Raw genomic sequence first — 21,987 nt, forward strand, 5'->3', positions numbered from 1 at the left:
TTAGTTCCGCAAATCGCAGGTAGAAATCTTCCAAAGTGTCCCACTGGAGCGTACTACTGAAATCACCCCGGTAGCCGGGATGCACCCGCTGCCTCAGTGAATAACTTTGTCGCGCAGGTAGTTTCAGCCTCGACTATCGGGCATTCCAGACACCCACACCCACGTTCGGAGTCTCCGTTATGCACGGCCTGCCTATAACGAACCACAGCGAATTGCCTGTAATGACAATCGAATACGCCCACGCGACGATGCAGGCCCACCTGGACTGCGCTGCGTCGATGTGCCCGGTCAAGGCGCAGGCGAAGAAACGGCTGATCGAGGCCGGGCGGTTGGTCCCGGCTGATGTTCCGCACCAGGGGTTCTGATATGGCCGCCGATCCCATCGAGCACCGGTATCCGAGCCATGCGATGGCACCGGCGCAGATGCATCAGGAGATCTCCCTCGCCCTACACGCCGACTGCACGGTAGGGACGTGTGAGATGTTGCGCGGCTGTTGGACACGCCTGATCGAGACGGGACATCCGCACCCCACCGATTCGCCCGCCGACTGCCCGACCTGCACCAGACCCTCTGCCTGACAACAGATCTCCGAAACCGGACAACCGAGGGGTGCTGTCCAATGCCCGCTCTGATCGTCGTGCTCATTACCCTGTTTTACGGAGTGCGGCTGGTTCATGCCGTGGGGAACTCCACGCCGATCCGGGTGCGGAGAACACCGGTCAGGATGGCCGGTGACCACCCAAGACCCGAACCGCCTCCGATCTCGAGCGGTGGACCGCGATTCGGCCCTGCCGCAACCGGATCCGTTCATCGGTCGACCGGCCGTCTACAGCGGCGCACCAGCCGATGTGGTCGAACGATTCGCGGACGCGGTCCCCGCGAATGGGCGAATCAACCTGTGCCACACAGTCGTCCCGGAGCCGGGGGCTGCATCCCCGGCACGGGCATACCAATGGTTCGTCGTAGCTCCGCCGCCGGGATGATGCCGTGTTCGCATCGGCATATCGACCATTCCGCCAAACGGCCCGGTCGGTGGCGACTGCTCCTCGGCGGCGGTGCTTACCAATACGCGATCAGGAGGAACAGCACGGAATGAGCCCGGACATGGATATCTGCCAGCAGTACACGCCGTGGCGATCCACATCCGCCGACGCTGACGAGAGAAGACCGAAAGCCGCCCGCTTCGAACGGACCAATGGGCCGGAGTGCGTAATCGAGACTCGTTGTGACGCCGAGCGGCTGGACTGTCGCTATTTCGCTGGTCCCAAGCCACCGGCGGCGCCCGGCCCCGACATGCAGACCTTGCTGGATGTGCTGGATGGGCTGACCAACCCCGGTGCGGATGCCGCGGCGCTCGCCGCACGGCTCACACCGACGGCCGCACCCCGCGATGCAGGGCAGCGATGAGGCCGCGTCCGACCGCGCTGGGTTGGATAGACCCGGTGGTCACCGGAATGCCGGAAGGGATGCCGCGCAGGTGCGGCGGCTGGCGCGGCGGCTCGGCTACGCGCTGGTGTGGCCGCCGGAGATCACGCTAGTGCCGCTGGTGGACCAGGTTCGGGGTGCGGATGTGGATGCGGTGATCATGCCGTCGCCGCTGCATATGGATGCGCTCATGCTCCATGCGGTGATGTGTGTCGCGGATGTCGAAACCGTGGCTCCGCGAATGTCTTTCGCTCGTTGGACCGCGTTCTCGTCGGGGAGGCAGGGATAATGAGTTGGAGCACGGCCGGGCTGGTGCTGGCGGCTGGCGTGCCGTCGGTGGTGTTGCTGTGGGCGGTGTGCTGGCCAGTGCGGGTGTCCCAGCGTAAGCCCAAGCAGAAGTGGCGCGGAAGTGAATAGCGACGAAGACCCACAATAGGTTTCGGCTCAATGTGGCAGTTGCCGGATCGGACGAGCGCATGGACTCCACGCGCGCCAACGCAGCCTACGCAGGAGTGTGGTACTTCTTCGATTCATGCCATAGCTTCGATTCGGTGGCTTACTGCCGGTTTGGTCGAGGAGTTGGTATGGGGCGGTCCCAGCAGATGATCGGCCCGATGTCGCTGGTGTGGACGCTGGGTGTCGCGCTAGCGGCGGTGGCCTTCATGACGGGCGTGCTCAGCCTGGGTGCCGCGATAGTCCGGTGGACCGGTTCGCAACTCACCATGGCGCTGTATCTTCCAGTGAGCATATTGGTGGGCATGGTTGCGTGGATGCTCGTGCTAGCCGCCGCATGGCAGCTGCGCCGGAATTACCTGCGGCGGGCCGGGATCGCGGTGTCCGCGGTGGTGGCCGAGTCGGATCTGCGATACAAACACCGCTCGGGGACGCTTAGCTACGATTTGTGGCAGGTGCGGGTCGAAGTTCAGTTCCCGCACCCGGACTCGGGTGCGGACGCCCGCGTGCGGAAGCAGTACCTCTACCCTCAATTCCGCGAGGTCAAAGCGCGAGCACTGGCCGAGCGACTGAGCGTCGGCTCCTCGGTTCCCGTTGTGGTCCACAAGAATTCCGCATTGTTCGACATTCCCAAACGGCCCGTCTGGACCGATATCTGGTGACCGTCGCTGACTTCGGTTGGGCCCCCGTAGAACCCGGCAGTCAGCCCGCTGCACGGCCGCCCGCCCTGCGGCGGCGCCCAGTAAGGTGTTGCCTGTAATCCACACGGGTGGGGCAATTCTTGATTGTGCAGTACCGCAATGTGATTCGGGGTCGGCGTGGATGAGTTCAGCGTCGACCTGCCCAGTATTGCCGGATTCGCTTTGGATCTCCAGGACCTGGTAACGAACTTTTCGTCGAACGCCTCTGCCCAGCTGTCGGGGTTGGTACTCCCCTCGGGGACAACGGGGCTGCTGGCCACGCTGACTTCGGCATTGGATGGCTTTCACAACACGCTGTCCGGAGCACACCAACGTGACGTGACCACGCTGAACGCCCTGGTCACAGATCTTTCCACCGCCAAGAGTGGCTATCGAGCCACCGATGAGGCGTACGCGGATTCGATATCGGCGGGTACCTCGGACGTGACCGGAGACGCAGGAACGTCCGGTCGATCGGGTGATCCACACGGCGTCACCCGGTACAGCGGTCTGCAACTTCCCAACCTGCCGCATGTCGAGGACGGTACATACACCATCCGGCGGGTGGTTACCTCAGCGATCGATCTGATCTCCGCCTACGACGACCCCTGGAGCCAGGTCGGCATCAAGCCCGCGGCGGACTATCTATCCTTTCTGGTATCGGACTGGGAAGCGCTGCAAGCCATCGGTAAGCGGATCGGGCTTCTCGGAATCAACGACTACGTCACCTCGCAGAACATCTCTGGCGGAACCACATGGTTACGCAGGGTCTGGACGGGAGGTGCCGCGCAGAGCTTCGAATCGAGCGCGGGCGGCCTTGGACGATCGGTCGACGAACGCAGCAATGGCGTCGAGACGGTGTCGAAGATCGTGGAAAACGGGGGCGCACTCCTCGAACGCCTCGTGTACAACCAGGCGATCGGAATCAGCGGCGCGATCACCAAGCCCATCAACGCACTCGGCTTCACCATGCCATTGGGAGTGTGGGCACTGCGGATCAACGATCCCATGAACGAAACGCTCAGATCCCAGATCACTTCGGCGGTCAATTCCTTGAAGCAGACGGCCGAATCCACGAAGACCTCGATCGCCACAGCTGTCGGCCAGATTTCCAAGGCGCTCAACTATTGCCCCGGACAGGCGGCTCCCACCTACAACGCAACGGATTTCGAGATCCCTGCCAAAGTGGTAGTTGATATGGGCAATGTGAAGTATGGATTCGGCAACAATACCTGGTGGGAGCACAGTATCGATTCCACCGCATCCTCGGTCTGATTGCTTCAGAAAAACCTAATGTGCGCGATCCGAATATCCGCATCGCGCTCATCGACTATGACGGTACGGAGCATCCCGATTCCAGTCGGTGATTGGAACATATCCTGAGCTTTCTCGACATTCGGCGACGACGCCAAATCGGGCCCGGCGATCGTCGTCTCATGAGAGGCCAGGTACAGCTTCTCGAAAGTAGCCGTGAAATGAGACGCCTCCAACATTGAGCGGAACTCGTCCGGCGACATCTCCACGGCCAACTCGTATGTCTTATGGCGCACGATCTCCCTTCGCACCATGAGGACCTTCCCATTCACAGGCAGCGTCCAACCGCCGAATTCCGTGGCTTCCCGCACCAGTTCCGGACTGGTCGACGTCTCGACATCCGGCGCTATCGCACGATCGACGGCGCTCGAGCATCCAGCCAAGGTCAGTGAAACCAGCGCCAGCATCCCGGAAAGCAGCACGCGCAGCGTCATCCCCGGACCCGCCATCGAACGCCGCTCACCGGGTCGGGTCGGCGCGGGTGTCTTTGCGATTTTCCGGCCCCTGCAGGTCGATTGAGCCATTGGTGGGCACTACCCCCTCATAGAGTTTTTCGATCGATGAACCGTACTGCTCGAATTCCTGCGCCAACCCGGCGGTATGCAACGCACCCAACTGGCGGTCGGTGACGTTGACTCCAGCGATTTTGGTCGACTTTTGGCCATCCCAGTTGTAGCGGTCATGCAGATGAATCGCGTAGTAGACCGTGACACGAGGCTGTGCGCCGTTGTCCGGACGATGAACCGTGACCACCCCGCTGGCGGCAACGTGCATCGATCCTATCGCCAGAAACCAGTCCCGCTGGCTCGAAGAATCGAATGTATAGCCATCCCACCCCGACTGGAAGGGAATCGAATTCTCATAGCTGTTCGATACCGCTGCTTGGTCGGCGATTTTCAGGATTGACCTGGCGACGATATCTTCGGCGAACCGCTTCAATGTGGAATCATCATTCAGGATCTGGTCCGGATCAAGAATCAAATCGGTGCCGGAGTTATCGAGATAGTGACGCAGATGTTTCGATGCGTGAGTCAACCCTTGGGCATCCGCAGCGACTACCGCAGCAGTTGCCGTCTCCGCGAATGCAATATCGTCTGCGCGGCTGTACCACGGCTGCGAACCACGCGGAGCCTGTCCCGAGTCATCCGGTAGCGGCGTCGGCATACCCGGAATTTGTGGCGCCATCGAAAATCTCTCCCCCAGTCGATAGAGCATCTCGCCACCTTCAACCCTACCCATGAGGAAGTTCACGAAACAACCAGTGCCCGACCATCTTCCGCAGAGCGAACCCGAACGCGTGCGTGACGGCAGCGGCAGGCTCCCGAGTATTTCCGAGCCGACGCGCTGGCACCCGACTTCCTGAACCAAACGACGGCTTCACCCGCTGTACAGAGTCATTGGGCGAAGCTGTACGGAGGCTGCTCATCTCAGCGGCGGCAACGTCGGCGTGCGGTATTCGAAATTGGGGGGCACCCCCGGGTGCTGGTTTCGACGGAGCGGCAAGGAACTGTCCGACTACGCCGTAAGGCCGACAAGGTCGACCGCAACAGGCACGCTGAGTACGAACTCAGCCGACCGGAGCATTCCACTGCGGGTTCGCGCCCAGCCTATTTCGTGTGCTGGACCCGCGCGCTCGCGTACAGACAGATAGCTGCTGCTGCGGCGAGATTCAGACTCTCGGCACGGCCGTGGATCGGGATTCGCACACGATGATCCGCACGCGCGGCGACGGCAGGGTCAAGACCGTGCGCCTCATTACCGAACAGCCAAGCCACCGGACCGGCTAACAATTCGTCAGCCTCGTCCAAATCGACCTCCCCCTTGGCTGCGGTCGCCAACACCGTAATGCCCGCGGCCGCAACGGCATCGAGCACCTCGCCGATGTCGCGATGCCGAGCGATCGGCACGTGGAACAGACTGCCCGCACTCGCGCGAACGCACTTGCCGTTGTGCGGATCGACCGCATCCCCCGCCAGCACAACGCCATTCGCGCCCACCGCATCGGCGACTCGTATGAGAGTCCCCGCATTGCCGGGTTCGGCGATCTCCACTGGAACGGCGAGCAGCGTCGGCCGCTCAGCCAATACGTCTGCCAGCGGCACGTCAACGTGATCGCACACCGCGACAAGCCCTGGCGCCGTGACGGTTTCACCGAGGTGTTCGGCGGCACGCTCGCTCACCAGTGTGGTGCGCACACCCGCGGCGGCGGCCCCGGCGATCAGCGGATTCTCCCGCGTAGCGGCGTGCATCGAATAGAACAGCTCGCGCACCCGACCGGTTTCCAGCGCCGCCGCAACGGAATTCGCGCCCTCGGCGAGGAACTGCCCGGTCTTGCGGCGCTGTGCGGCGCGCTGGAGCTTGACAGCGGAAACGACCCGCGGATTGTGCTCGGAGAGCGCGTCCACGGGTCGTTCCGAATGCTGTGTCGTCACGCAGGTGCGGATCAGGCGGCCGGTGCGTTGACGTCCTGCGGGAGAGCGGCCTTGGCGACGGCGACCAGACCGGCGAACGCCTCGGCGTCGGAGACGGCGAGTTCGGCGAGGATCTTGCGGTCAACCTCGACACCGGCGACCTTGAGGCCCTGGATGAAGCGGTTGTAGGTGATGTCGTTCAGGCGCGCCGCGGCGTTGATGCGGGCGATCCAGAGCTTGCGGAAGTCACCCTTGCGCGCCCGGCGGTCCCGGTAGGCGTAGGTGAGCGAGTGCAGCTGCTGCTCCTTGGCCTTGCGGTACAGGCGCGAGCGCTGGCCGCGGTAGCCCTTGGAGGCCTCGAGAACGGAACGGCGCTTCTTCTGCGCGTTGACGGCCCTTTTGACGCGTGCCATGGGTCAGTCCTTTGTCGATCTAGGGGGCGCATGCGTGGCGCCCGGATGTTTGTCGGTGGTCGGCGTCCGGAATCCCGGTCGCGCGGGGCTGGCCTGAAAGTCTCAGAGACCCAGGAGGCGCTTGACGCGAGGGACGTCAACGGACGCGACGGCCTCCGTGCCGTCCAGACGACGAGTCCGGCGGGTGGACTTGTGCTCGAGCAGGTGGCGACGGTTCGCCTGCTGACGCAGCAGCTTGCCACGGCCCGAAACCTTGAATCGCTTCGAGGCGCCGCTGTGGCTCTTCATCTTCGGCATGGATTCCTCTATCTGTCTCGTACCGGTGGTCCGCGTCGGACCACCGGTTCTCTGATCGGTATTACTGCGGTTCGGCCGGCGCGACCTGTTCGGCGGCCGGTGCGCCCGCAGCAGGTGCGGGAGCGGCAGGCGCTTCGGTGGCGGCGGGACGCGGTGCCCGCGAATCCTCCTGCGCCTTCACCCGCGTCTTCGCACCCTTATGCGGCGCGAGGACCATGGTCATATTGCGACCGTCCTGCTTGGCGGAGGTCTCGACGAAACCCAATTCGGCGACGTCGGAGGCCAGACGCTGCAGCAGCCGGAAGCCCAATTCGGGGCGCGACTGCTCACGACCGCGGAACATGATCGTCACCTTGACCTTCGAGCCGGCCTCGAGGAAGCGAACAACGTTGCGCTTCTTGGTCTCGTAGTCGTGGTCGTCGATCTTGGGACGGAGCTTCTGCTCCTTGATAACGGTCTGCACCTGGTTCTTGCGAGACTCGCGCGCCTTCTGCGCCGTCTCGTATTTGAACTTGCCGTAGTCCATGATCTTGCAGACCGGTGGACGGGCATCCGGCGCGACCTCGACCAAGTCGAGATCCGCCTCGAGGGCGACGCGTAGTGCATCTTCAACACGCACGATCCCAACCTGTTCACCACCTGGTCCGATGAGTCGGACCTCAGGAACGCGGATGCGATCGTTGATGCGGGTCTCAGTGCTGATGGGGCCTCCTAGGTCAAGCGGTGTCGTCAGACGACCGCACGCAATAACGGCAACCCCTTTTCAACACAAAAGCCCCGGTGCGGTATTCCGCCACGGGGCCCGAGTCGACCGGCCTTCGACCACGAGCAAGCTCGCGTCGACCTTGTCCGATGATCCCGTGAGAGATCCCCGCACAAGAAACCCGCCTCGAAAGGACGGGGGACCGGACCGTTTAACCAGTACGATCGCTCGTCGGCAACGGTGGGAGTCGGGCTCCACTTATTGGCCCCGAGCAAGCCCGGGGCGGTCGTCAGCGGAAAGTCTAACATTCCCACTCGCTATCGCCGAATCGCCCCGCCCCGGCGACCGCGCCCGACCACCACGATGCCATCCTCGTGCGTATGAGTGAGCCCGACCCGACCGACGTCCGCGAGCTGGCCGAGATCCCTGCGGTCGAGATCATCAGCCGCGCCGCGATGATGCTGATGAGCGCGGCGGCGGAGAAGCTCGGGCTCGCCGACGAGGATCCGGACAACAGTCCACGCCGCGATCTGGACGAAGCTCGTCGTCTGATCACCGCGCTCGCCGGGCTGGTCACCTCGTCCATCGAATACTTCGGCCCGCATGCCGGTCCCTACCGCGACGGCCTGAAGTCGCTGCAACTCGCCTTCCGCGAGGCCTCGGCACATCCGGATGAGCCGGGCAAGGGGCCGGGCGAGAAGTACACCGGCCCGGTCTACGCGTAGTAACTCCTTGAAATTTTGCCCAGCGGGAAACATTGCCCGCCGGGCAATTTTCGTTGTACTCTGGTGTCATGCCAGATGAGCAAGTCCTCGGCCTTCGCGAGCGCAAGAAGCTCGACACCCGCAAGGCACTCAGCAATGCGACGCTCGAGCTGGCATTCGAACACGGACTGGCCAATATCACCAGAGAGGACATAGCCGCCCGCGCGGGCGTATCGGTCCGGACCTTCAACAACTACTTCACCGGTAAGCACGAGGCGCTGGCCTACCGGCAGACCGAGCGGATCCAGCGCAGTCTGATCGCACTGCGAAACCGGCCCGCGGACGAGCCGCTGTGGGTCGCGATCACCTCGGCGGTCCTCGAACCACTCGAAGCCGACGGCGCCGGAGACCACCCGCCGACCGCGCGCCAACTGGCGGTCATTCGCGAATTGCTCGAGGCACCCGAGACCCGAACCGCGGTGTCCAAGGCGGTATCCGACGACTGGATCGAGGCGATCGCGGCACGCACCGGAACCGACGCGGCCCGCGATCTGTATCCACGCCTCGTCGTCGGCGCGATCGGCGCGATCTACCAGGCAGCTACCGCGACCTATGTGTACGCGGATCCGCCGGTATTGCTCACCACACTGCTACGACAAGCCATCGACGAGGTAGCCGCGGGACTTCCCGCGCCTTCCGTCGGCGACTGACTCACCGCACACTCACTTTCAAAGGCAACAAGAGGTGTATTTGTCATGCCCGAAAGCTCTTTCGACGTAGTCATTTCCGGTGCCGGGCCGAACGGGCTAATGCTCGCCTGCGAACTCGCACTGGTCGGCGTGCGTCCCATCGTGCTGGAGAAACTGAGCGAGCCCAGCGCCGAGCCGAAAGCGAACGGCCTTGTCGGCCAGGTGATTCGGCTGCTGGATATGCGCGGCCTGTACCACGAATTCGGCGGCGCGCCAGGCGCTCCGCAGCCCGTGCCCGGCTATATGTTCAGTGGGATGCCGGTGTCATTCGCCGAAGTTGCGAACAATCCGATGTACGCGCTGCTGCTCCCCCAGCCGAAACTGGTTCGCCTGTTGGAGAAAAGGGCACGCGAACTCGGTATCGAAATCCGTTGGGGCCATGAGCTGACCGATCTGGTCCAGCAGGACGGGAGCGTGACCGTCACAGTGACGGCCCCCGAGCGCGAGTACGACCTGACCACCACATACTTGGTCGCGGCTGACGGCGGCAAGAGCTTCGTCCGCAAACACACCGGAATCGAATTCCCCGGCAGCACAAACGCATCGAAGTTGGTCCGGATGGCACATGTGAGCCTGCCGGAGGAACTGCGAACCGGAGACGGCGGCATCCTGATTCCCGGCCTCGGGCGACTTCCCTTCGGACATAACCGACTCGAACGTGGCATGTTCATCTTCGCAGAGCTCGAACGCGGCCGCCCGTTGGTCGCGACCATGGAGTTCGACGGCGATCCCGTACTGGAGGACACGCCGATGACGCTCGACGAACTACGCGCAAGTCTGCGGCGGGTGCTCGGTGTCGACCTGCCGATCGCGCCACCGCCTGGATCCGGCCCGCACGCCTTGCGCCGGAACGAAGGCCAGAACACTCGACTGGCCGAACGCTATCGCGACGGAAATGTGTTCCTGCTCGGCGATTCCGCCCACGTGCACTCGGCGATGGGCGGCCCCGGCCTCAACCTCGGTTTGCAGGACGCGGCCAATCTCGGTTGGAAGCTCGCCGCACAGGTGAACGGTTGGGCACCCGTGGGACTGCTGGACACCTATCACGCCGAGCGATACCCGGTCGGCGAGCGCGTAATGATGCACTCACTGTCCCAGCTCGCACTGATGGCGCCCGGTCCGGAGGTCACCGCGCTGCGCGAGTTCATGGGCGAACTACTCAAAGCACCTGAAAGCGCTGAACATATCGCACATCTGCTCGCAGGATCCGATATCCGCTACGACATCGGCGATCCGCACCCACTGTCCGGACGCATGGTCCCGGACCTCACCCTCGAAACCTCGGACGGCCGAACGCGTATCGCCGATCTGCTGCACTCGGCACAAGCTGTACTGGTCCAATTGACCGAGCACAGCGGGTTCGCCGATATCGCGGGCGACTGGAACGACCGCGTCGACACCGTGATCGCGACCTGTCCGGACGCGCCTGCTGACGCGCTACTCATCCGACCGGACGGATATGTGGCCTGGGCAGGTGAAGTCGGTAGCGAAGATGACCGACTCCGGAACGCATTGACGCGGTGGTTCGGCCCAGCTCGAAGCTCGTAGGCACGCCGATGTGGCCCGCCCGGAATCACGGAGATGCCACCCGGGTGGGCCGCAAGCGACGCGGGGCAATCCGTGCCGCCGTTGCCGGTCGATCTCACGGGGCAATCCCAGTCGACCCGAAGTAGTTCATCTTGTGAACAATGAAACGCTTTGTGCGCGTGGCCATCTCGGTGACCCAAGACATATTGCTGCGGATTTGCGTTCCGCCGGGTTCGGCATGCGATGCTCACTGAATGGCACGGATACTTCTGATCCCCGGATTCTGGCTCGGCGCGTGGGCATGGGACGACGTCGCGGCCGATCTGCGCGACCGGGGTGACGATGTGTTGGCGCTGACCCTGCCCGGACTCGACCCGGACGATGACGACCGGCTCGGCGCGACCCTGGAAATGCAGGCGCAGGCCATCCTCGATGAAATCGCACCGGATGAAGCGGTGGTGGTCGTCGCACACTCGGGCGGTGCGGCGGCCGCCTATCTCGCCACCGATATCGCCCCAGAACGCTTCAGCCGCGGCATTTATGTCGACGCCGCTCCGCTACCGAATGGGTTCATCCTCAATACCGCACTGGATGCGACCGTTCGCGAACTCGCGCTGCCGGATTGGGATCAGTTGGAGGCCGACGGCAATAGCCTCACCGGGCTCGACGAGGTGTCCCTGGCCCGGTTCCGCGAGCGTGCCGTTTCCGAACCCGCCGGAGTCGCCGCCGCTCCCCTGCGACTGAGCGATTCCCCGGCGCGCCTTGCCATCCCGACGACGGTGATCTGCAACAGCATCACCGCGGACCTGGTCGAACAACTACGTGACGCGGGTCAGGAACCACTGTTCGCCGAGTTGGCCAAGATCGACGCCGAATACATCGATCTACCCACCGGCCATTGGCCGATGTGGTCCCGATACAAGGAACTCGCCGAACTGATCCACACCGTCGCGAACCGCTCGGGCTAGTAGTCTCCTAGCCGGGATTGGTGGCGGGTCGGTACCGGAGGTTGACCACCGAGGTTGGATCGCCCGCACCGACATGGCGTAGGCGGATCGGCACACCGCCCGGATTGTCATACAGCCGAATGCCCTCGCCGAGCAGGATCGGTGCGACGTGCAGGTCGATCTCGTCGATAAACCCGAGTTCGAGCAGCTGACGGCCGATGCTCGGCGAGAACACTTCCAGATTCTTGCCGCCCGCCGCCGCCAGCCCGACGCGCACCGCCTCGACCGGGTCACCGTTCAGGAAGGTCACTCCGTCGGTAGGCGTCGCATCCTCGGGATGATGCGTGAGGATGAAAATCGGCCCCTCCCAGGCACCGCCATAGGGGCGACTGCCATCGATGACGTCCCAGCCATCGCGACCTGCGAGCACCGCGCCCGTGGTCTCGACGTACTCCGCGACCAGTCCCGGGCGGAACGAAAAGCCGGTCATCCAATCCATCGCATGGTGCGGACCCGCCACGAATCCGTCCAGCGACATAGTGAAGTGCCACAGCACCTTCCCACCCGCGACCTGCGGCTCGATGTCGATCATCTGGAACCTCCGAAGATCTGATTGCATCTTGCAATCGGTAGCGCTCACGATAAGTCTTCCGATGGCAGATTGCAACCAGTTCGCCGGTACACGCACGCATCAACCAGGCGCGCATTAACAACACGACTGGTCAGTTCGATTCCATAACATGACCACCGCAAAAGCACCGGCGCTATGACCGGCATGCCACCGACCTGGCAGCGTCCGAGCGTCTGGGCTCTGTTCGGCAGTTTCTTCGCCGTGCTCGCGATAGGTTTCCTGGCAGGCGCGGGCCCGTCGATCCTCATGCATGCGACTGCGGCAGCTTTCGCTCTCTTCTGGCTGGTCGCTTGGCTGGAGGACAAGCGCGCAGCACGTCGACCCAAGAACTGAGCCGCACCCGTTGCCTCAGCGTCGACACCGAGTAGCCGATATCGGGCGAGACAACGGGTGCGCGGGCGAGATCAGCGCAGGGCGGCGGCTTTTCGGGCGGCGCGCTTCGCGGCGGTCGGGTTGGGTGCCGGAATCTTTGTCGTCGCCGGCTTTGCTGTCGACGAGTTGTTCGCCGCCGCTTTGGTGGTGGCCTTTTTGGCCGGGGCCTTCTTCGCCGCCTTTTTGGCGGGAGCCTTGGGCTCGGTCGCGGCGGGTAGGGCCAGGACTTCCTTCAAGAACTGACCGGTGTAGCTGGGTACTACTTCGGCAACGTCTTCCGGAGTGCCCTCGGCGACCACCGTGCCGCCGCCGGAGCCGCCCTCGGGCCCCATATCGACGACCCAGTCGGAGGTCTTGATGACATCCAGATTGTGTTCGATGACGATGACCGTATTGCCCTTGTCCACCAGGCCATTGATGACGAGCAGCAGTTTGCGGATGTCCTCGAAATGCAGACCGGTTGTCGGCTCGTCCAGGATGTAGACGGTGCGTCCGGTGGAGCGCTTCTGCAGTTCCGCCGCCAATTTCACGCGCTGCGCCTCACCACCGGAGAGGGTCGGTGCGCTCTGGCCGAGGCGCACATAGCCCAGCCCCACGTCGACCAGCGTCTTGAGGTAGCGGTGGATCGAGGTGACCGGCTCGAAGAACCCTGCGGCCTCCTCGATCGACATATCGAGTACCTCGGCAATGGTCTTGCCCTTGTAGTGCACCTCGAGTGTCTCCCGGTTGTACCGGGCACCGTGGCACACCTCGCACGGCACATACACATCCGGCAGGAAGTTCATCTCGATCTTCAAAGTGCCATCACCCGAGCATGCTTCGCAGCGGCCGCCCTTGACATTGAACGAGAATCGACCGGGCTGGTAGCCGCGCACCTTCGCCTCGGTGGTGGCCGCGAACAGCGTCCGGATCTTGTCGAATACGCCGGTATAGGTCGCCGGATTCGAGCGTGGCGTCCGGCCGATCGGCGACTGGTCCACCTGCACGAGCTTGTCCAGATGATCGAGACCATTGATCCGAGTGTGCCGACCCGGCACCTGCCGCGCACCGTTCAGCTTATTCGCGAGCACGGTCGCCAGAATGTCGTTGACCAGCGTGGACTTACCGGAACCGGAAACACCGGTCACCGCGGTGAGCACGCCCAGTGGGAAGCTGACGTCGATATTGCGCAGGTTGTGCTCATTGGCACCGACCACAGTGAGCTGGCGCTTCTTGCTGACCGGCCGCCGCACCATCGGCACCTCGATGCGCTCACGGCCGGAAAGGTATGCGCCGGTCAGCGATTTCGGGTCGGTAAGCAGTTCTTGATATGGACCGCTGTGCACGACCTCACCGCCGTGCTCACCGGCCAGTGGACCGATATCGACCACCCAGTCCGAGGCCCGAATGGTGTCCTCGTCGTGTTCGACCACGATCAGCGTATTGCCGAGATTCCGCAGGCGCGTGAGGGTTTCGATGAGTCGCCGGTTGTCGCGCTGGTGCAGACCGATCGACGGTTCGTCCAGCACATACAGCACTCCGACGAGTCCGGATCCGATCTGGGTCGCCAACCGGATGCGCTGCGCCTCACCACCGGACAGCGTCGCCGCGGCCCGCGACAGACTCAGATACTCCAGTCCGACATCCAGCAGGAACCCGAGCCGCGCCTGCACTTCCTTGAGCACCTGCCCGGCGATGGCGGTCTCCCGCTCCCCCAGCGTCAAGGAATTCAGGAATGCCGAGCAATCACCGATGGACAATTCGCTCACATCGGCGATCGACTTCTTCACACCGTTCGAAGCGATGGTGACGGCCAGAATTTCCGGACGCAGCCGAGCACCGTTGCACACCGGGCACGGCACATCCCGCATGTACCCGTCGTAATGCTCCTTCATCTGCTCGGATTCGGTGCTCTCCATGCGCCGCTGCAGGAACGGCATCACGCCCTCGAAATCGGCGTAATACGAACGCTTGCGGCCGTACCGGTTGGTGTAGGAGACGTGTACCTGATCGGAACTGCCCTCGAGCACCGCCTTGCGTGCCTTCAGCGGCAGCTCCTGCCATGGCGTATCCATGGAGAAGCCGATGGATTCGGCCAGACCCGACAGCAGCCGGGTGAAGTATTCGGCGGTCTGCCCGCGCGACCACGGTGCGATCGCCCCCGCGGCCAGGCTCAATTCGGGATCGGGCACCACCAGATCCGGATCGACCTCCTTGCGGATGCCGAGACCGGTGCAGTCCGGGCAGGCACCATAGGGCGAGTTGAACGAGAAGGAGCGCGGTTCGAGATCCTCGATATCGAGAGGGTGACCATTGGGGCAGGCCAGGCGTTCGGAGAAGCGGCGCTCTCGATCGTGGGCGTGCTCGTCGCGGTCGACGAAGTCCAGCACCACGATGCCGTCGGCCAACCGCAGCGCGGTCTCGATCGAATCGGTAAGGCGCTGTTTGGAACTCGGCTTCACCTGCAGGCGGTCCACCACGACCTCGACGTCGTGCTTCTCCTGCTTCTTCAGCTTCGGCGGATCGGTGAGCGGATACACCACGCCGTCGACTCGGACGCGCGAATAGCCCTGGGAGTTCAACTGGTCGAACAGATCGACGAATTCGCCCTTGCGAGTGCGCACCACCGGCGCCAGCACCTGGAATTTGATGCCCTCCTCCATGGCGAGCACCTGGTCCACGATCTGCTGCGGAGTCTGCTTGGCGATCAGTTCACCGCAGACCGGGCAGTGCGGGGTGCCCGCGCGCGCATACAGCAGGCGCAGGTAGTCGTAGACCTCGGTGATGGTGCCGACTGTCGACCGGGGGTTGCGGTTGGTCGACTTCTGGTCGATCGATACGGCAGGCGAAAGTCCCTCGATGAAGTCGACGTCCGGCTTGTCCATTTGCCCGAGGAACTGGCGCGCGTAGGCCGACAGCGATTCGACATAGCGACGCTGCCCCTCGGCGAAGATCGTGTCGAAGGCGAGGCTGGATTTGCCTGAACCGGATAGACCGGTGAACACGATAAGACTGTCGCGGGGCAGATCGAGGTCGATGCTCTTGAGATTGTGCTCGCGAGCTCCGCGCACAGTGAGGCGTTCCGCCACCAGGTGTCCCTTCTCGATCGTGTCGATCCAACAGACGTGATATCCCCAGCGCCATGCTAGGACGACCCACCGACAAGTTTCGTCGCGCGCCGGGTTCCCCGGTCATCGGCCCAGGTCAGGAGTCGGATCGACGCAGCTTTCCAGCCAATCCGCTGAGCTGCCAACCCCCATTGTCCACGGTGACGGTGAGCACATCCGACCCCACCCGCACCCCGCTCACCCGCAGCGGCAGGTACCGATCCGGCACCGCGGGCGCGACCGAGGCCGACCCGCTGCCCGGCTCCAACCGCAACATACTCCGCATGAAGAGCAGCGGCGCCGCCGACGCCCACGCCTGCGGTGAGCACGAGGTCGGATACGGCACCGGCGCGTCGAATTCCGCGCGGTCGAAACCGCTGAACAGCTCGGGCAGTCGATAGCCGAAGCGGGTCGACGCGTCGAGCACCCCATCGATAACCTGGTTGGCGTGTTCGGTGAAGCCGTAGCGCATCAGTCCGGCGGCACAGATCGCGTTGTCGTGCGGCCACACCGATCCGTTGTGATAGCTGACCGGGTTGTACGCACCCATGTTGGTGGCCAAGGTGCGGATCCCCCATCCGCTGAACATCTCCGGCGACAGTAGGTGATCCGCGACCGAGCGGGCCTTGTCCGCATCGATGATCCCGGTCCACAGACAGTGCCCGATATTCGAGGTCAGCGCGTCGATCGGCCGCTTGTCCCCATCCAGACCGATCGCGTACCAACCGTGCTCTGGCAACCAGAACGCCTTGTTGAACGCGTTCTTCAATGCGGCCGCCTTGACGCGGAACCGATCAGCGGTCCGGTGATCGCCCACATCGGTCGCGAGCTCGGCCCGCGCCAGATACGCCGCGTACACATATCCCTGCACTTCGGCCAGCGCGATCGGCGCCTCGGGCAGCCTGCCGTCGGCGAAATTCACCCCGTCCCAGGAGTCCTTCCATCCCTGATTCGCCAGGCCGTGATCGGCCGCGCGCTGGTACTCGACGAATCCGTCACCGTCCGCGTCACCGAACCGCTCGATCCACTCCAGCGCCCGATCCGCATGCGGCAGCAGTTCGTCCCTGGTCTCGGCATCCAGTCCCCACCGGTGCAACTCGCCGAGCAACATCACGAACAGCGGTGTGGCATCGGCGGTTCCGTAATACACGGTGTCCCCGCCGAGCAGCGTCGTCGCCGCCCGCCCGAACCGCACCTCATGCGGTATCTTCCCCGGCTCCTCCTCGGTCACGGCACGCACCTCGGTGCCCTGCAGACCCGCCAGACTCTGCAGCGTGCCGACGGCCAGCCGCCGGTCCAGCGGCAACACCATCCATGAGGTGAGTAGCGAGTCGCGCCCGAACAGTGCCATGAACCACGGCGCACCCGCGGCGACCACCGCCCGCTCCGGATGACCGGGATCGAAGATGCGCAGAGCGCCGAGATCGACGACGGCGCGCCGCAGTACCGCGGCGAGGGTCTGATCGTCGGTATGCACCGACGGCGAATTCTCGTACCATTCGCGCATCCGCAGTGCTGGCGCACTGTACGAAATCGGATTCCCACACTGATGCCGCGGCGTAACCGCCGATCCGAGCGTCGCCTGGTACTGGATGCACACCGACCATTCGCCGCGCCCGGGCAGATCGACCTGCCACCGCAATTCGCGATCGACCGCGGTCGCCCCCGCGGCGGTCACCGTCACCGCCAGCGGCAGATCGGTCCGGCTGATCTCGACTGTGCCCGCCGTCGACTTACTCTTGGTGACCACCACGCTGTCGCCGATCCGCCCCTCCTTCACCTCGAACAGATCGGCGAAATCGGCATCGAGCTCCAGCGCGACCGCACATTTGATCGCCGCACCGGAGAGATTGCGCACGGTCACGTCCTCGCGCATTCCGTCGCCGACATACCGCGCGACGGTCACCAGAGCGGTGCTGTCGGCACGTCCGGGCCGCGGCGGCGTCCTGGCCAGCAGCGTCGCGCTGTAGGGCTCGGTGTGCTGGACGGCGAGCGGTTGCGGCGCCAACCCATCGACGGTCAGCCGCCACCGCGACAGCACCCTGGTATCGCGCACGAACAGTCCCTCGGCCCGATTCGGGCTGATGACACCGCCGTCCTCGCTGATACAGAAGGTCGAGCCCTCGACCAAAGTCACCCCGGCGACGGCGCGTGGCGCCCCGGTATCGGCGCCCTCGCCCCAAGGGCTCGTCAAGCGACCGGCGTGGGCTGCATGGCCCGGCTCGTCCGCTCACCGGTCAGCGCATCGGCATCTACCCGAGGCTCCAATGGCTCCTCGCGCGGTTCGGGGTCGTCGGGTCCCATCAGTGGACGCACCCGCTCAGTGTAGTAGCGACACTGCTCCGGTTCGCGGATCTTGGTGATCATCACCAGCTTTCGGCGCGCCAGCCGGACCGGCTACATGCATCAGCTCGGCCTCCCCGATCCGCGCGGTACGGGCACTCACGGCGGCACGATCAGCCCGATCTTCATTGACACATCGACTCTTCTTCGGGTCCCGGTTCCGACTCGATCGCGGGGGCCTCCCGAATGGCGCGACCGTGCGCGAAACGCCATTGCATGCCGCATTCGCGGCAACGGAACAGAGTATCCCGGTGGTCGACAAAGGTCGCGATAGCATGCGATCCACAGTCGGGACAGCTCTGCGGCGGACCGAAAATATTACCGAAATCGAGTCTCGCCGAATATGTCATTGTCCGAGATACCTATGCATGGGGCCCTCCAAGGCCACGCTGCCAAAGACCTCTATGAATGACTTCGGCCTCAGCATACCCGGCAGCCTGCTTTGCACAACGGCTTCGGCGGTCGGTTTTTCCCGGCGTTTCGATAGCGTTAGTCGGCAAATTTCGAGTCGGCATTACTCGAAATTTTCGATTCCGACATACCGATGCGGCCCGCCGAGGGCTACCTTGTCGGGTAGGACCGAAACGCCGGGGGCCGCACGAGATCCCCTGCACCGCAAAGGAGGTCGCGTGATCACAGTGTTCCTCGTCGACGACCACGAGATAGTCCGACGCGGTCTCGTCGACCTGCTGGAAAGCGATCCGGAACTCACCGTGATCGGCCAGGCCGGCGACGTCGCCGACGCCGTGGCCGGCATTCGCGCGCTACGGCCCGATGTCGCCGTACTGGACGTCCGACTTCCTGACGGGAACGGCATCGAACTGTGCCGCGACCTGCTCGCCGAAATCGACGATTTGCATTGCCTCATCCTGACGTCCTACACCGATGAACACGCCATGTTGGACGCGATACTGGCGGGCGCGAGCGGCTATGTCGTCAAGAACATCAAGGGCATGGAATTGGCCGAGGCGATCAAACAGGTCGGCGCCGGACGTTCGCTACTGGATAACCGTGCGGCGGCCGCACTCAAGGCCCGGCTACGTTCCAGCACCGAAAAAGACGGACCGCTGGCCGGCCTCACCGAGCAGGAACGACGACTGCTCGCACTGCTCGGCGAGGGATTGACCAATCGACAAATCGCCGCGCGAATGTTTTTGGCCGAGAAGACCGTCAAGAATTACGTCTCCCGGTTGCTGGCCAAACTCGGAATGGAACGGCGCACCCAGGCCGCGGTGCTGGCCTCCAAATTGCGTCAGAGCTAGCGGATTTCAACCGGAACGACGATGGTGAGATCCCCATCGTAGCGGCGGTACAGCAGGCGGCCACGGCCGCTGTCGGCATCGGTGAAGAACAGCAGCGGCAGTCCCTTGCGGCACAGCCGGGTTACCGCCGCCTCCTCGATCAGGGTCGGCGCCGACTCCGAATCCATGATCAGGGGTAGGGAATTCACCGTCAGCGGCCGCTGCGCCGGAGCCTGCGGCGGCTGTGTCGTGCGCTGCCTGGTCAGTCGGATGCCGAACGGATCCGCCCAGCTCACCAGAGCATCCTCACCGGTTTCGGCATCGACGAACAGGTAGGAGTCGTAATCCATCGCATCCATTACCGCCGTCGCCTCGGCGGGCGTACCGGTCAGTAACGCGCAGCGCTTCCTCCGCACGATCGGGCGCGGCTCGGTGACCCTGGCCAGGGGCGGACGCGCCGGATCGGGCCACTCGCGTGACTGTTTGGTCGCCAGCCGGGCGATCTGCCGGTCCAGCCGTTCCACCGCGAAGGTCACCGCGAAGCCGCGTGGACCGGTGACCTGCACCCGGGTGGGGGTGTCGTGTACGCGTATGTTGGCCTGTACCAACGTGGGTTCGTCCGAATCCACCGGCGCGGTCACCCGCACCCGCGCCGCTGCGTCGAGGTGGTGTCGGCGCAATACGCGGCCGATCCCCCGCACCGCCCTGGTCACATCCGCGGGCGGCACCGCACCCCGGGTGGTCACGGCCAGTTCGGGGTCGGCGGCAGTGGCCCACAGCTCCGAGGAACGCAACGGCGAATTCATAGGACATCCCTACTTTCTATTCCCGGTGTGCGACCATGCCATCACCGCTACGCCACCGCGAACAGGGCCGAAAGTCCTCGATTGACCAACTAGACTGGCGTAGGCGCTGTTACGCGCCTGCCAGAACAGGATGCCGTCATGACCGAAGAGCTGGGCAACAGCCTCTATTCGGTGCGCGACACACTGTCGCAACTTCGGCTCCGGGAGCTGCTGTCGGAGGTCGAGGAACGCGTCGAGCTGATCATCGATTCACGCGACCGGATGGACGGCTTGGTCGAGGCGATGCTGACCGTCACCTCCGGCCTCGACCTCGATGAAACGCTGCGCGCCATTGTCCATACCGCCACCAGCCTGGTCGACGCCCGCTACGGCGCGCTGGCGGTGCGCGGGCACGAACAGCAGGTCACCCAGTTCCTCGACGAGGGCATGGACGAAACCATCCGGGAGCGCATCGGGCGACTGCCCGCCGGACACGGCGTACTCGGCGAGGTGTTCACCCAACCCAAACCACTGCGCCTCGACGAACTCTCGAAACACCCTGCGTCCGTGGGATTTCCGGAACACCACCCGCAGATGCACACCTTCCTCGGCGTCCCGGTGCGCATCCGCGACGAGATCTTCGGCAGTCTCTACCTGACCGAGAAGGCCAATGGTCAGCCGTTCACCGAGGACGACGATGTGCTCGTCCAGGCACTGGCGGCCGCGGCCGGTATCGCGGTCGACAACGCCAGACTCTACGAATCGGCCCGCACCAGACAGGCCTGGATCGAGGCCACCCGCGATATCGCCACCGAATTCCTCGCGGGCACCGAACCCGATCTGGTGCTCGCCCATGTCGTCGACCACGCGCGCACCCTGACCGGCTCACATCAATCGTTCCTGGCCAGCACCTCGATACCGCAACTCGAACTCGCCGCGGTCTCCGAGCTCGTCATTACCCAATGGTCCGGTCCGGGCAGCGGATTCGACGGACTGATCGTCGACGCAGACGGCACCGCGCTCGGTGAGGCCTTCACCCGCCGCACACCGCTGCGTTTCGACGACGCCGCCCTGATCGACCTCGGCGTACCACTGCACGAGGTCGGACCCGCACTGATCCTGCCGCTGTGCACACCCGACACCACCCTCGGCGCGCTGGTCACCGTGCGTCCCATCGGCGCACCGCCCTATACCGACGAACTCGTCGAGCTGACCAACGCCTTCACCGACCAGGCCGCACTGGCCATGCAGCTGGCCGAAACCCAGCGCAGGATGCGCGAACTCGATATCCTCGCCGACCGCGACCGCATCGCCCGCGACCTGCACGACCATGTGATCCAGCGGCTGTTCGCCATCGGGCTCACCTTGCAGAGCGCGGTTCCGCGCGCCGAGGTTCCCGAAGTGCGCCAACACCTTTCGACGGTAATCAATGATCTGCAGGAGGTGGTGCAGGAAATCCGCACCTCCATCTTCGATCTGCACGGCGGCAATGGCGGCAGTATCGAATTGCAGCAGCGAATCGAGGATGCGGTGCGCCAGCAGACCACCGATTCGCCACTGCGGGCCACCGTGCAGGTGACCGGGCCGCTGTCGGTGCTGGAGGCGGAATTGGCCGATCACGCAGAGGCGGTGGTGCGCGAGGCAGTGAGCAATGCGGTGCGGCATTCCGGCGCGGCGACCGTCTCGGTGGAGATCAGTGTGGCCGATGATCTGACCATCGTGGTCACCGACGACGGTTGGGGCATCCCGAATCATGTGATCCGCAGCGGATTGCGGAATCTGGAGCAGCGGGCGGAGAAGTCCGACGGGCAGTTCGCCATCGGACCCGCGGTGGCGGGTATGCATGAAACCGAGGGCATGCCGGGCACGAAGTTGTCCTGGTCGGTGCCGCTTCCGTAAGTGGGC

At 64.1% G+C, this 21,987-nt stretch carries 24 protein-coding genes; 13 read left to right on the forward strand and 11 right to left on the reverse strand.

Features of this window, described 5'->3' with window-relative positions; translation table 11 throughout:
* Positions 1 to 221: 221 nt before the first annotated feature.
* The 6 genes from AB0J47_RS28250 to AB0J47_RS28275 all read left to right on the forward strand — a co-directional run bounded on the left by AB0J47_RS28250 (position 222) and on the right by AB0J47_RS28275 (position 3,834).
* A complete protein-coding gene (locus AB0J47_RS28250; RefSeq protein ID WP_364352378.1) occupies positions 222 to 365 on the forward strand; it encodes a hypothetical protein in 144 nt (47 codons plus the stop codon).
* A gap of 728 nt (positions 366 to 1,093) precedes the next feature.
* Complete coding sequence (locus AB0J47_RS28255) at positions 1,094 to 1,408, forward strand: hypothetical protein (RefSeq protein WP_364352381.1); 315 nt, start codon at positions 1,094 to 1,096, stop codon at positions 1,406 to 1,408.
* A 22-nt stretch (positions 1,409 to 1,430) separates the two neighbouring features.
* Positions 1,431 to 1,715, forward strand: a complete 285-nt coding sequence (locus AB0J47_RS28260; protein WP_364352384.1) for a hypothetical protein — start codon at positions 1,431 to 1,433, stop codon at positions 1,713 to 1,715.
* Complete coding sequence (locus AB0J47_RS28265; RefSeq protein WP_364352387.1) at positions 1,715 to 1,843, forward strand: hypothetical protein; 129 nt, start codon at positions 1,715 to 1,717, stop codon at positions 1,841 to 1,843. Before AB0J47_RS28260 ends, AB0J47_RS28265 begins: the two co-directional genes overlap by 1 nt.
* A gap of 167 nt (positions 1,844 to 2,010) precedes the next feature.
* Positions 2,011 to 2,541 (forward strand): hypothetical protein, encoded by a 531-nt coding sequence (locus tag AB0J47_RS28270; protein ID WP_364352390.1) that lies wholly within the window; start codon positions 2,011 to 2,013, stop codon positions 2,539 to 2,541.
* 156 nt (positions 2,542 to 2,697) lie between these two features.
* A complete protein-coding gene (locus tag AB0J47_RS28275) occupies positions 2,698 to 3,834 on the forward strand; it encodes a hypothetical protein (RefSeq protein ID WP_364352393.1) in 1,137 nt (378 codons plus the stop codon).
* Positions 3,835 to 3,839: 5 nt separating this feature from the next.
* Here AB0J47_RS28275 and AB0J47_RS28280 read toward each other — a convergent pair whose 3' ends face one another.
* The 6 genes from AB0J47_RS28280 to infC all read right to left on the reverse strand — a co-directional run bounded on the left by AB0J47_RS28280 (position 3,840) and on the right by infC (position 7,742).
* Positions 3,840 to 4,307 carry a hypothetical protein gene (locus AB0J47_RS28280; RefSeq protein ID WP_364352396.1) on the reverse strand — a complete coding sequence of 156 codons (468 nt, stop codon included), beginning with the start codon at positions 4,305 to 4,307 and terminating at the stop codon, positions 3,840 to 3,842.
* A 25-nt stretch (positions 4,308 to 4,332) separates the two neighbouring features.
* Positions 4,333 to 5,124, reverse strand: coding sequence for a hypothetical protein (locus AB0J47_RS28285; RefSeq protein WP_364352399.1), 792 nt, complete (start codon positions 5,122 to 5,124; stop codon positions 4,333 to 4,335).
* Between the two features lie 356 nt (positions 5,125 to 5,480).
* Positions 5,481 to 6,278 (reverse strand): RNA methyltransferase, encoded by a 798-nt coding sequence (locus tag AB0J47_RS28290; RefSeq protein WP_364352402.1) that lies wholly within the window; start codon positions 6,276 to 6,278, stop codon positions 5,481 to 5,483.
* 38 nt (positions 6,279 to 6,316) lie between these two features.
* Complete coding sequence (gene rplT, locus AB0J47_RS28295) at positions 6,317 to 6,697, reverse strand: 50S ribosomal protein L20 (protein ID WP_364352405.1); 381 nt, start codon at positions 6,695 to 6,697, stop codon at positions 6,317 to 6,319.
* Between the two features lie 102 nt (positions 6,698 to 6,799).
* Positions 6,800 to 6,994, reverse strand: coding sequence for a 50S ribosomal protein L35 (gene rpmI, locus AB0J47_RS28300; protein ID WP_040689021.1), 195 nt, complete (start codon positions 6,992 to 6,994; stop codon positions 6,800 to 6,802).
* Positions 6,995 to 7,055: 61 nt separating this feature from the next.
* On the reverse strand, positions 7,056 to 7,742 hold the full coding sequence (gene infC / locus AB0J47_RS28305) for a translation initiation factor IF-3 (protein WP_364352521.1): 687 nt from the start codon (positions 7,740 to 7,742) through the stop codon (positions 7,056 to 7,058).
* 335 nt (positions 7,743 to 8,077) lie between these two features.
* Here infC and AB0J47_RS28310 point away from each other — a divergent pair, with 335 nt between their 5' ends.
* The 4 genes from AB0J47_RS28310 to AB0J47_RS28325 all read left to right on the forward strand — a co-directional run bounded on the left by AB0J47_RS28310 (position 8,078) and on the right by AB0J47_RS28325 (position 11,645).
* A complete protein-coding gene (locus AB0J47_RS28310; RefSeq protein ID WP_364352409.1) occupies positions 8,078 to 8,422 on the forward strand; it encodes a DUF1844 domain-containing protein in 345 nt (114 codons plus the stop codon).
* Positions 8,423 to 8,490: 68 nt separating this feature from the next.
* Positions 8,491 to 9,111: a TetR family transcriptional regulator gene (locus AB0J47_RS28315; protein ID WP_364352412.1), complete on the forward strand. Its 621-nt coding sequence runs from the start codon at positions 8,491 to 8,493 to the stop codon at positions 9,109 to 9,111.
* A gap of 45 nt (positions 9,112 to 9,156) precedes the next feature.
* Positions 9,157 to 10,698: an FAD-dependent monooxygenase gene (locus AB0J47_RS28320; RefSeq protein WP_364352415.1), complete on the forward strand. Its 1,542-nt coding sequence runs from the start codon at positions 9,157 to 9,159 to the stop codon at positions 10,696 to 10,698.
* 233 nt (positions 10,699 to 10,931) lie between these two features.
* Complete coding sequence (locus AB0J47_RS28325; RefSeq protein WP_364352418.1) at positions 10,932 to 11,645, forward strand: alpha/beta hydrolase; 714 nt, start codon at positions 10,932 to 10,934, stop codon at positions 11,643 to 11,645.
* Between the two features lie 7 nt (positions 11,646 to 11,652).
* Here the strand turns inward: AB0J47_RS28325 and AB0J47_RS28330 are convergent, their stop codons facing one another.
* Positions 11,653 to 12,216: a dihydrofolate reductase family protein gene (locus AB0J47_RS28330; RefSeq protein ID WP_364352421.1), complete on the reverse strand. Its 564-nt coding sequence runs from the start codon at positions 12,214 to 12,216 to the stop codon at positions 11,653 to 11,655.
* A gap of 174 nt (positions 12,217 to 12,390) precedes the next feature.
* Here AB0J47_RS28330 and AB0J47_RS28335 point away from each other — a divergent pair, with 174 nt between their 5' ends.
* Positions 12,391 to 12,588, forward strand: a complete 198-nt coding sequence (locus tag AB0J47_RS28335; protein WP_364352424.1) for a hypothetical protein — start codon at positions 12,391 to 12,393, stop codon at positions 12,586 to 12,588.
* Between the two features lie 71 nt (positions 12,589 to 12,659).
* On the opposite strand, the gene uvrA is transcribed toward AB0J47_RS28335, so the two are convergent.
* The 3 genes from uvrA to AB0J47_RS28350 form a co-directional block, all read right to left on the reverse strand.
* Entirely contained in the window at positions 12,660 to 15,695 is a 3,036-nt protein-coding gene (gene uvrA, locus AB0J47_RS28340; protein ID WP_364352427.1) for an excinuclease ABC subunit UvrA, read from the reverse strand.
* Between the two features lie 115 nt (positions 15,696 to 15,810).
* Positions 15,811 to 17,907 carry a glycogen debranching N-terminal domain-containing protein gene (locus AB0J47_RS28345; RefSeq protein ID WP_364352430.1) on the reverse strand — a complete coding sequence of 699 codons (2,097 nt, stop codon included), beginning with the start codon at positions 17,905 to 17,907 and terminating at the stop codon, positions 15,811 to 15,813.
* The gene (locus AB0J47_RS28350; protein WP_364352433.1) at positions 17,904 to 18,080 is read right to left on the reverse strand and encodes a hypothetical protein; all 177 of its coding nucleotides are present in this window, start codon (positions 18,078 to 18,080) and stop codon (positions 17,904 to 17,906) included. The genes AB0J47_RS28345 and AB0J47_RS28350 overlap by 4 nt, the downstream gene beginning before the upstream one ends.
* Before the next feature lie 605 nt (positions 18,081 to 18,685).
* Here AB0J47_RS28350 and AB0J47_RS28355 point away from each other — a divergent pair.
* Positions 18,686 to 19,318: a response regulator transcription factor gene (locus AB0J47_RS28355; protein WP_364352436.1), complete on the forward strand. Its 633-nt coding sequence runs from the start codon at positions 18,686 to 18,688 to the stop codon at positions 19,316 to 19,318.
* On the opposite strand, the gene AB0J47_RS28360 is transcribed toward AB0J47_RS28355, so the two are convergent.
* Entirely contained in the window at positions 19,315 to 20,103 is a 789-nt protein-coding gene (locus AB0J47_RS28360; RefSeq protein WP_364352439.1) for a sigma 54 modulation/S30EA ribosomal C-terminal domain-containing protein, read from the reverse strand. The genes AB0J47_RS28355 and AB0J47_RS28360 overlap by 4 nt on opposite strands.
* Positions 20,104 to 20,241: 138 nt before the next feature.
* On the opposite strand from AB0J47_RS28360, the gene AB0J47_RS28365 reads away from it, so the two are divergent.
* A complete protein-coding gene (locus tag AB0J47_RS28365; protein ID WP_364352442.1) occupies positions 20,242 to 21,981 on the forward strand; it encodes a GAF domain-containing sensor histidine kinase in 1,740 nt (579 codons plus the stop codon).
* Positions 21,982 to 21,987: the final 6 nt, after the last annotated feature.

Origin of the sequence: Nocardia sp. NPDC049737 (assembly GCF_040674755.1) — a bacterium.
Classification (GTDB): Bacteria; Actinomycetota; Actinomycetes; order Mycobacteriales; family Mycobacteriaceae; genus Nocardia.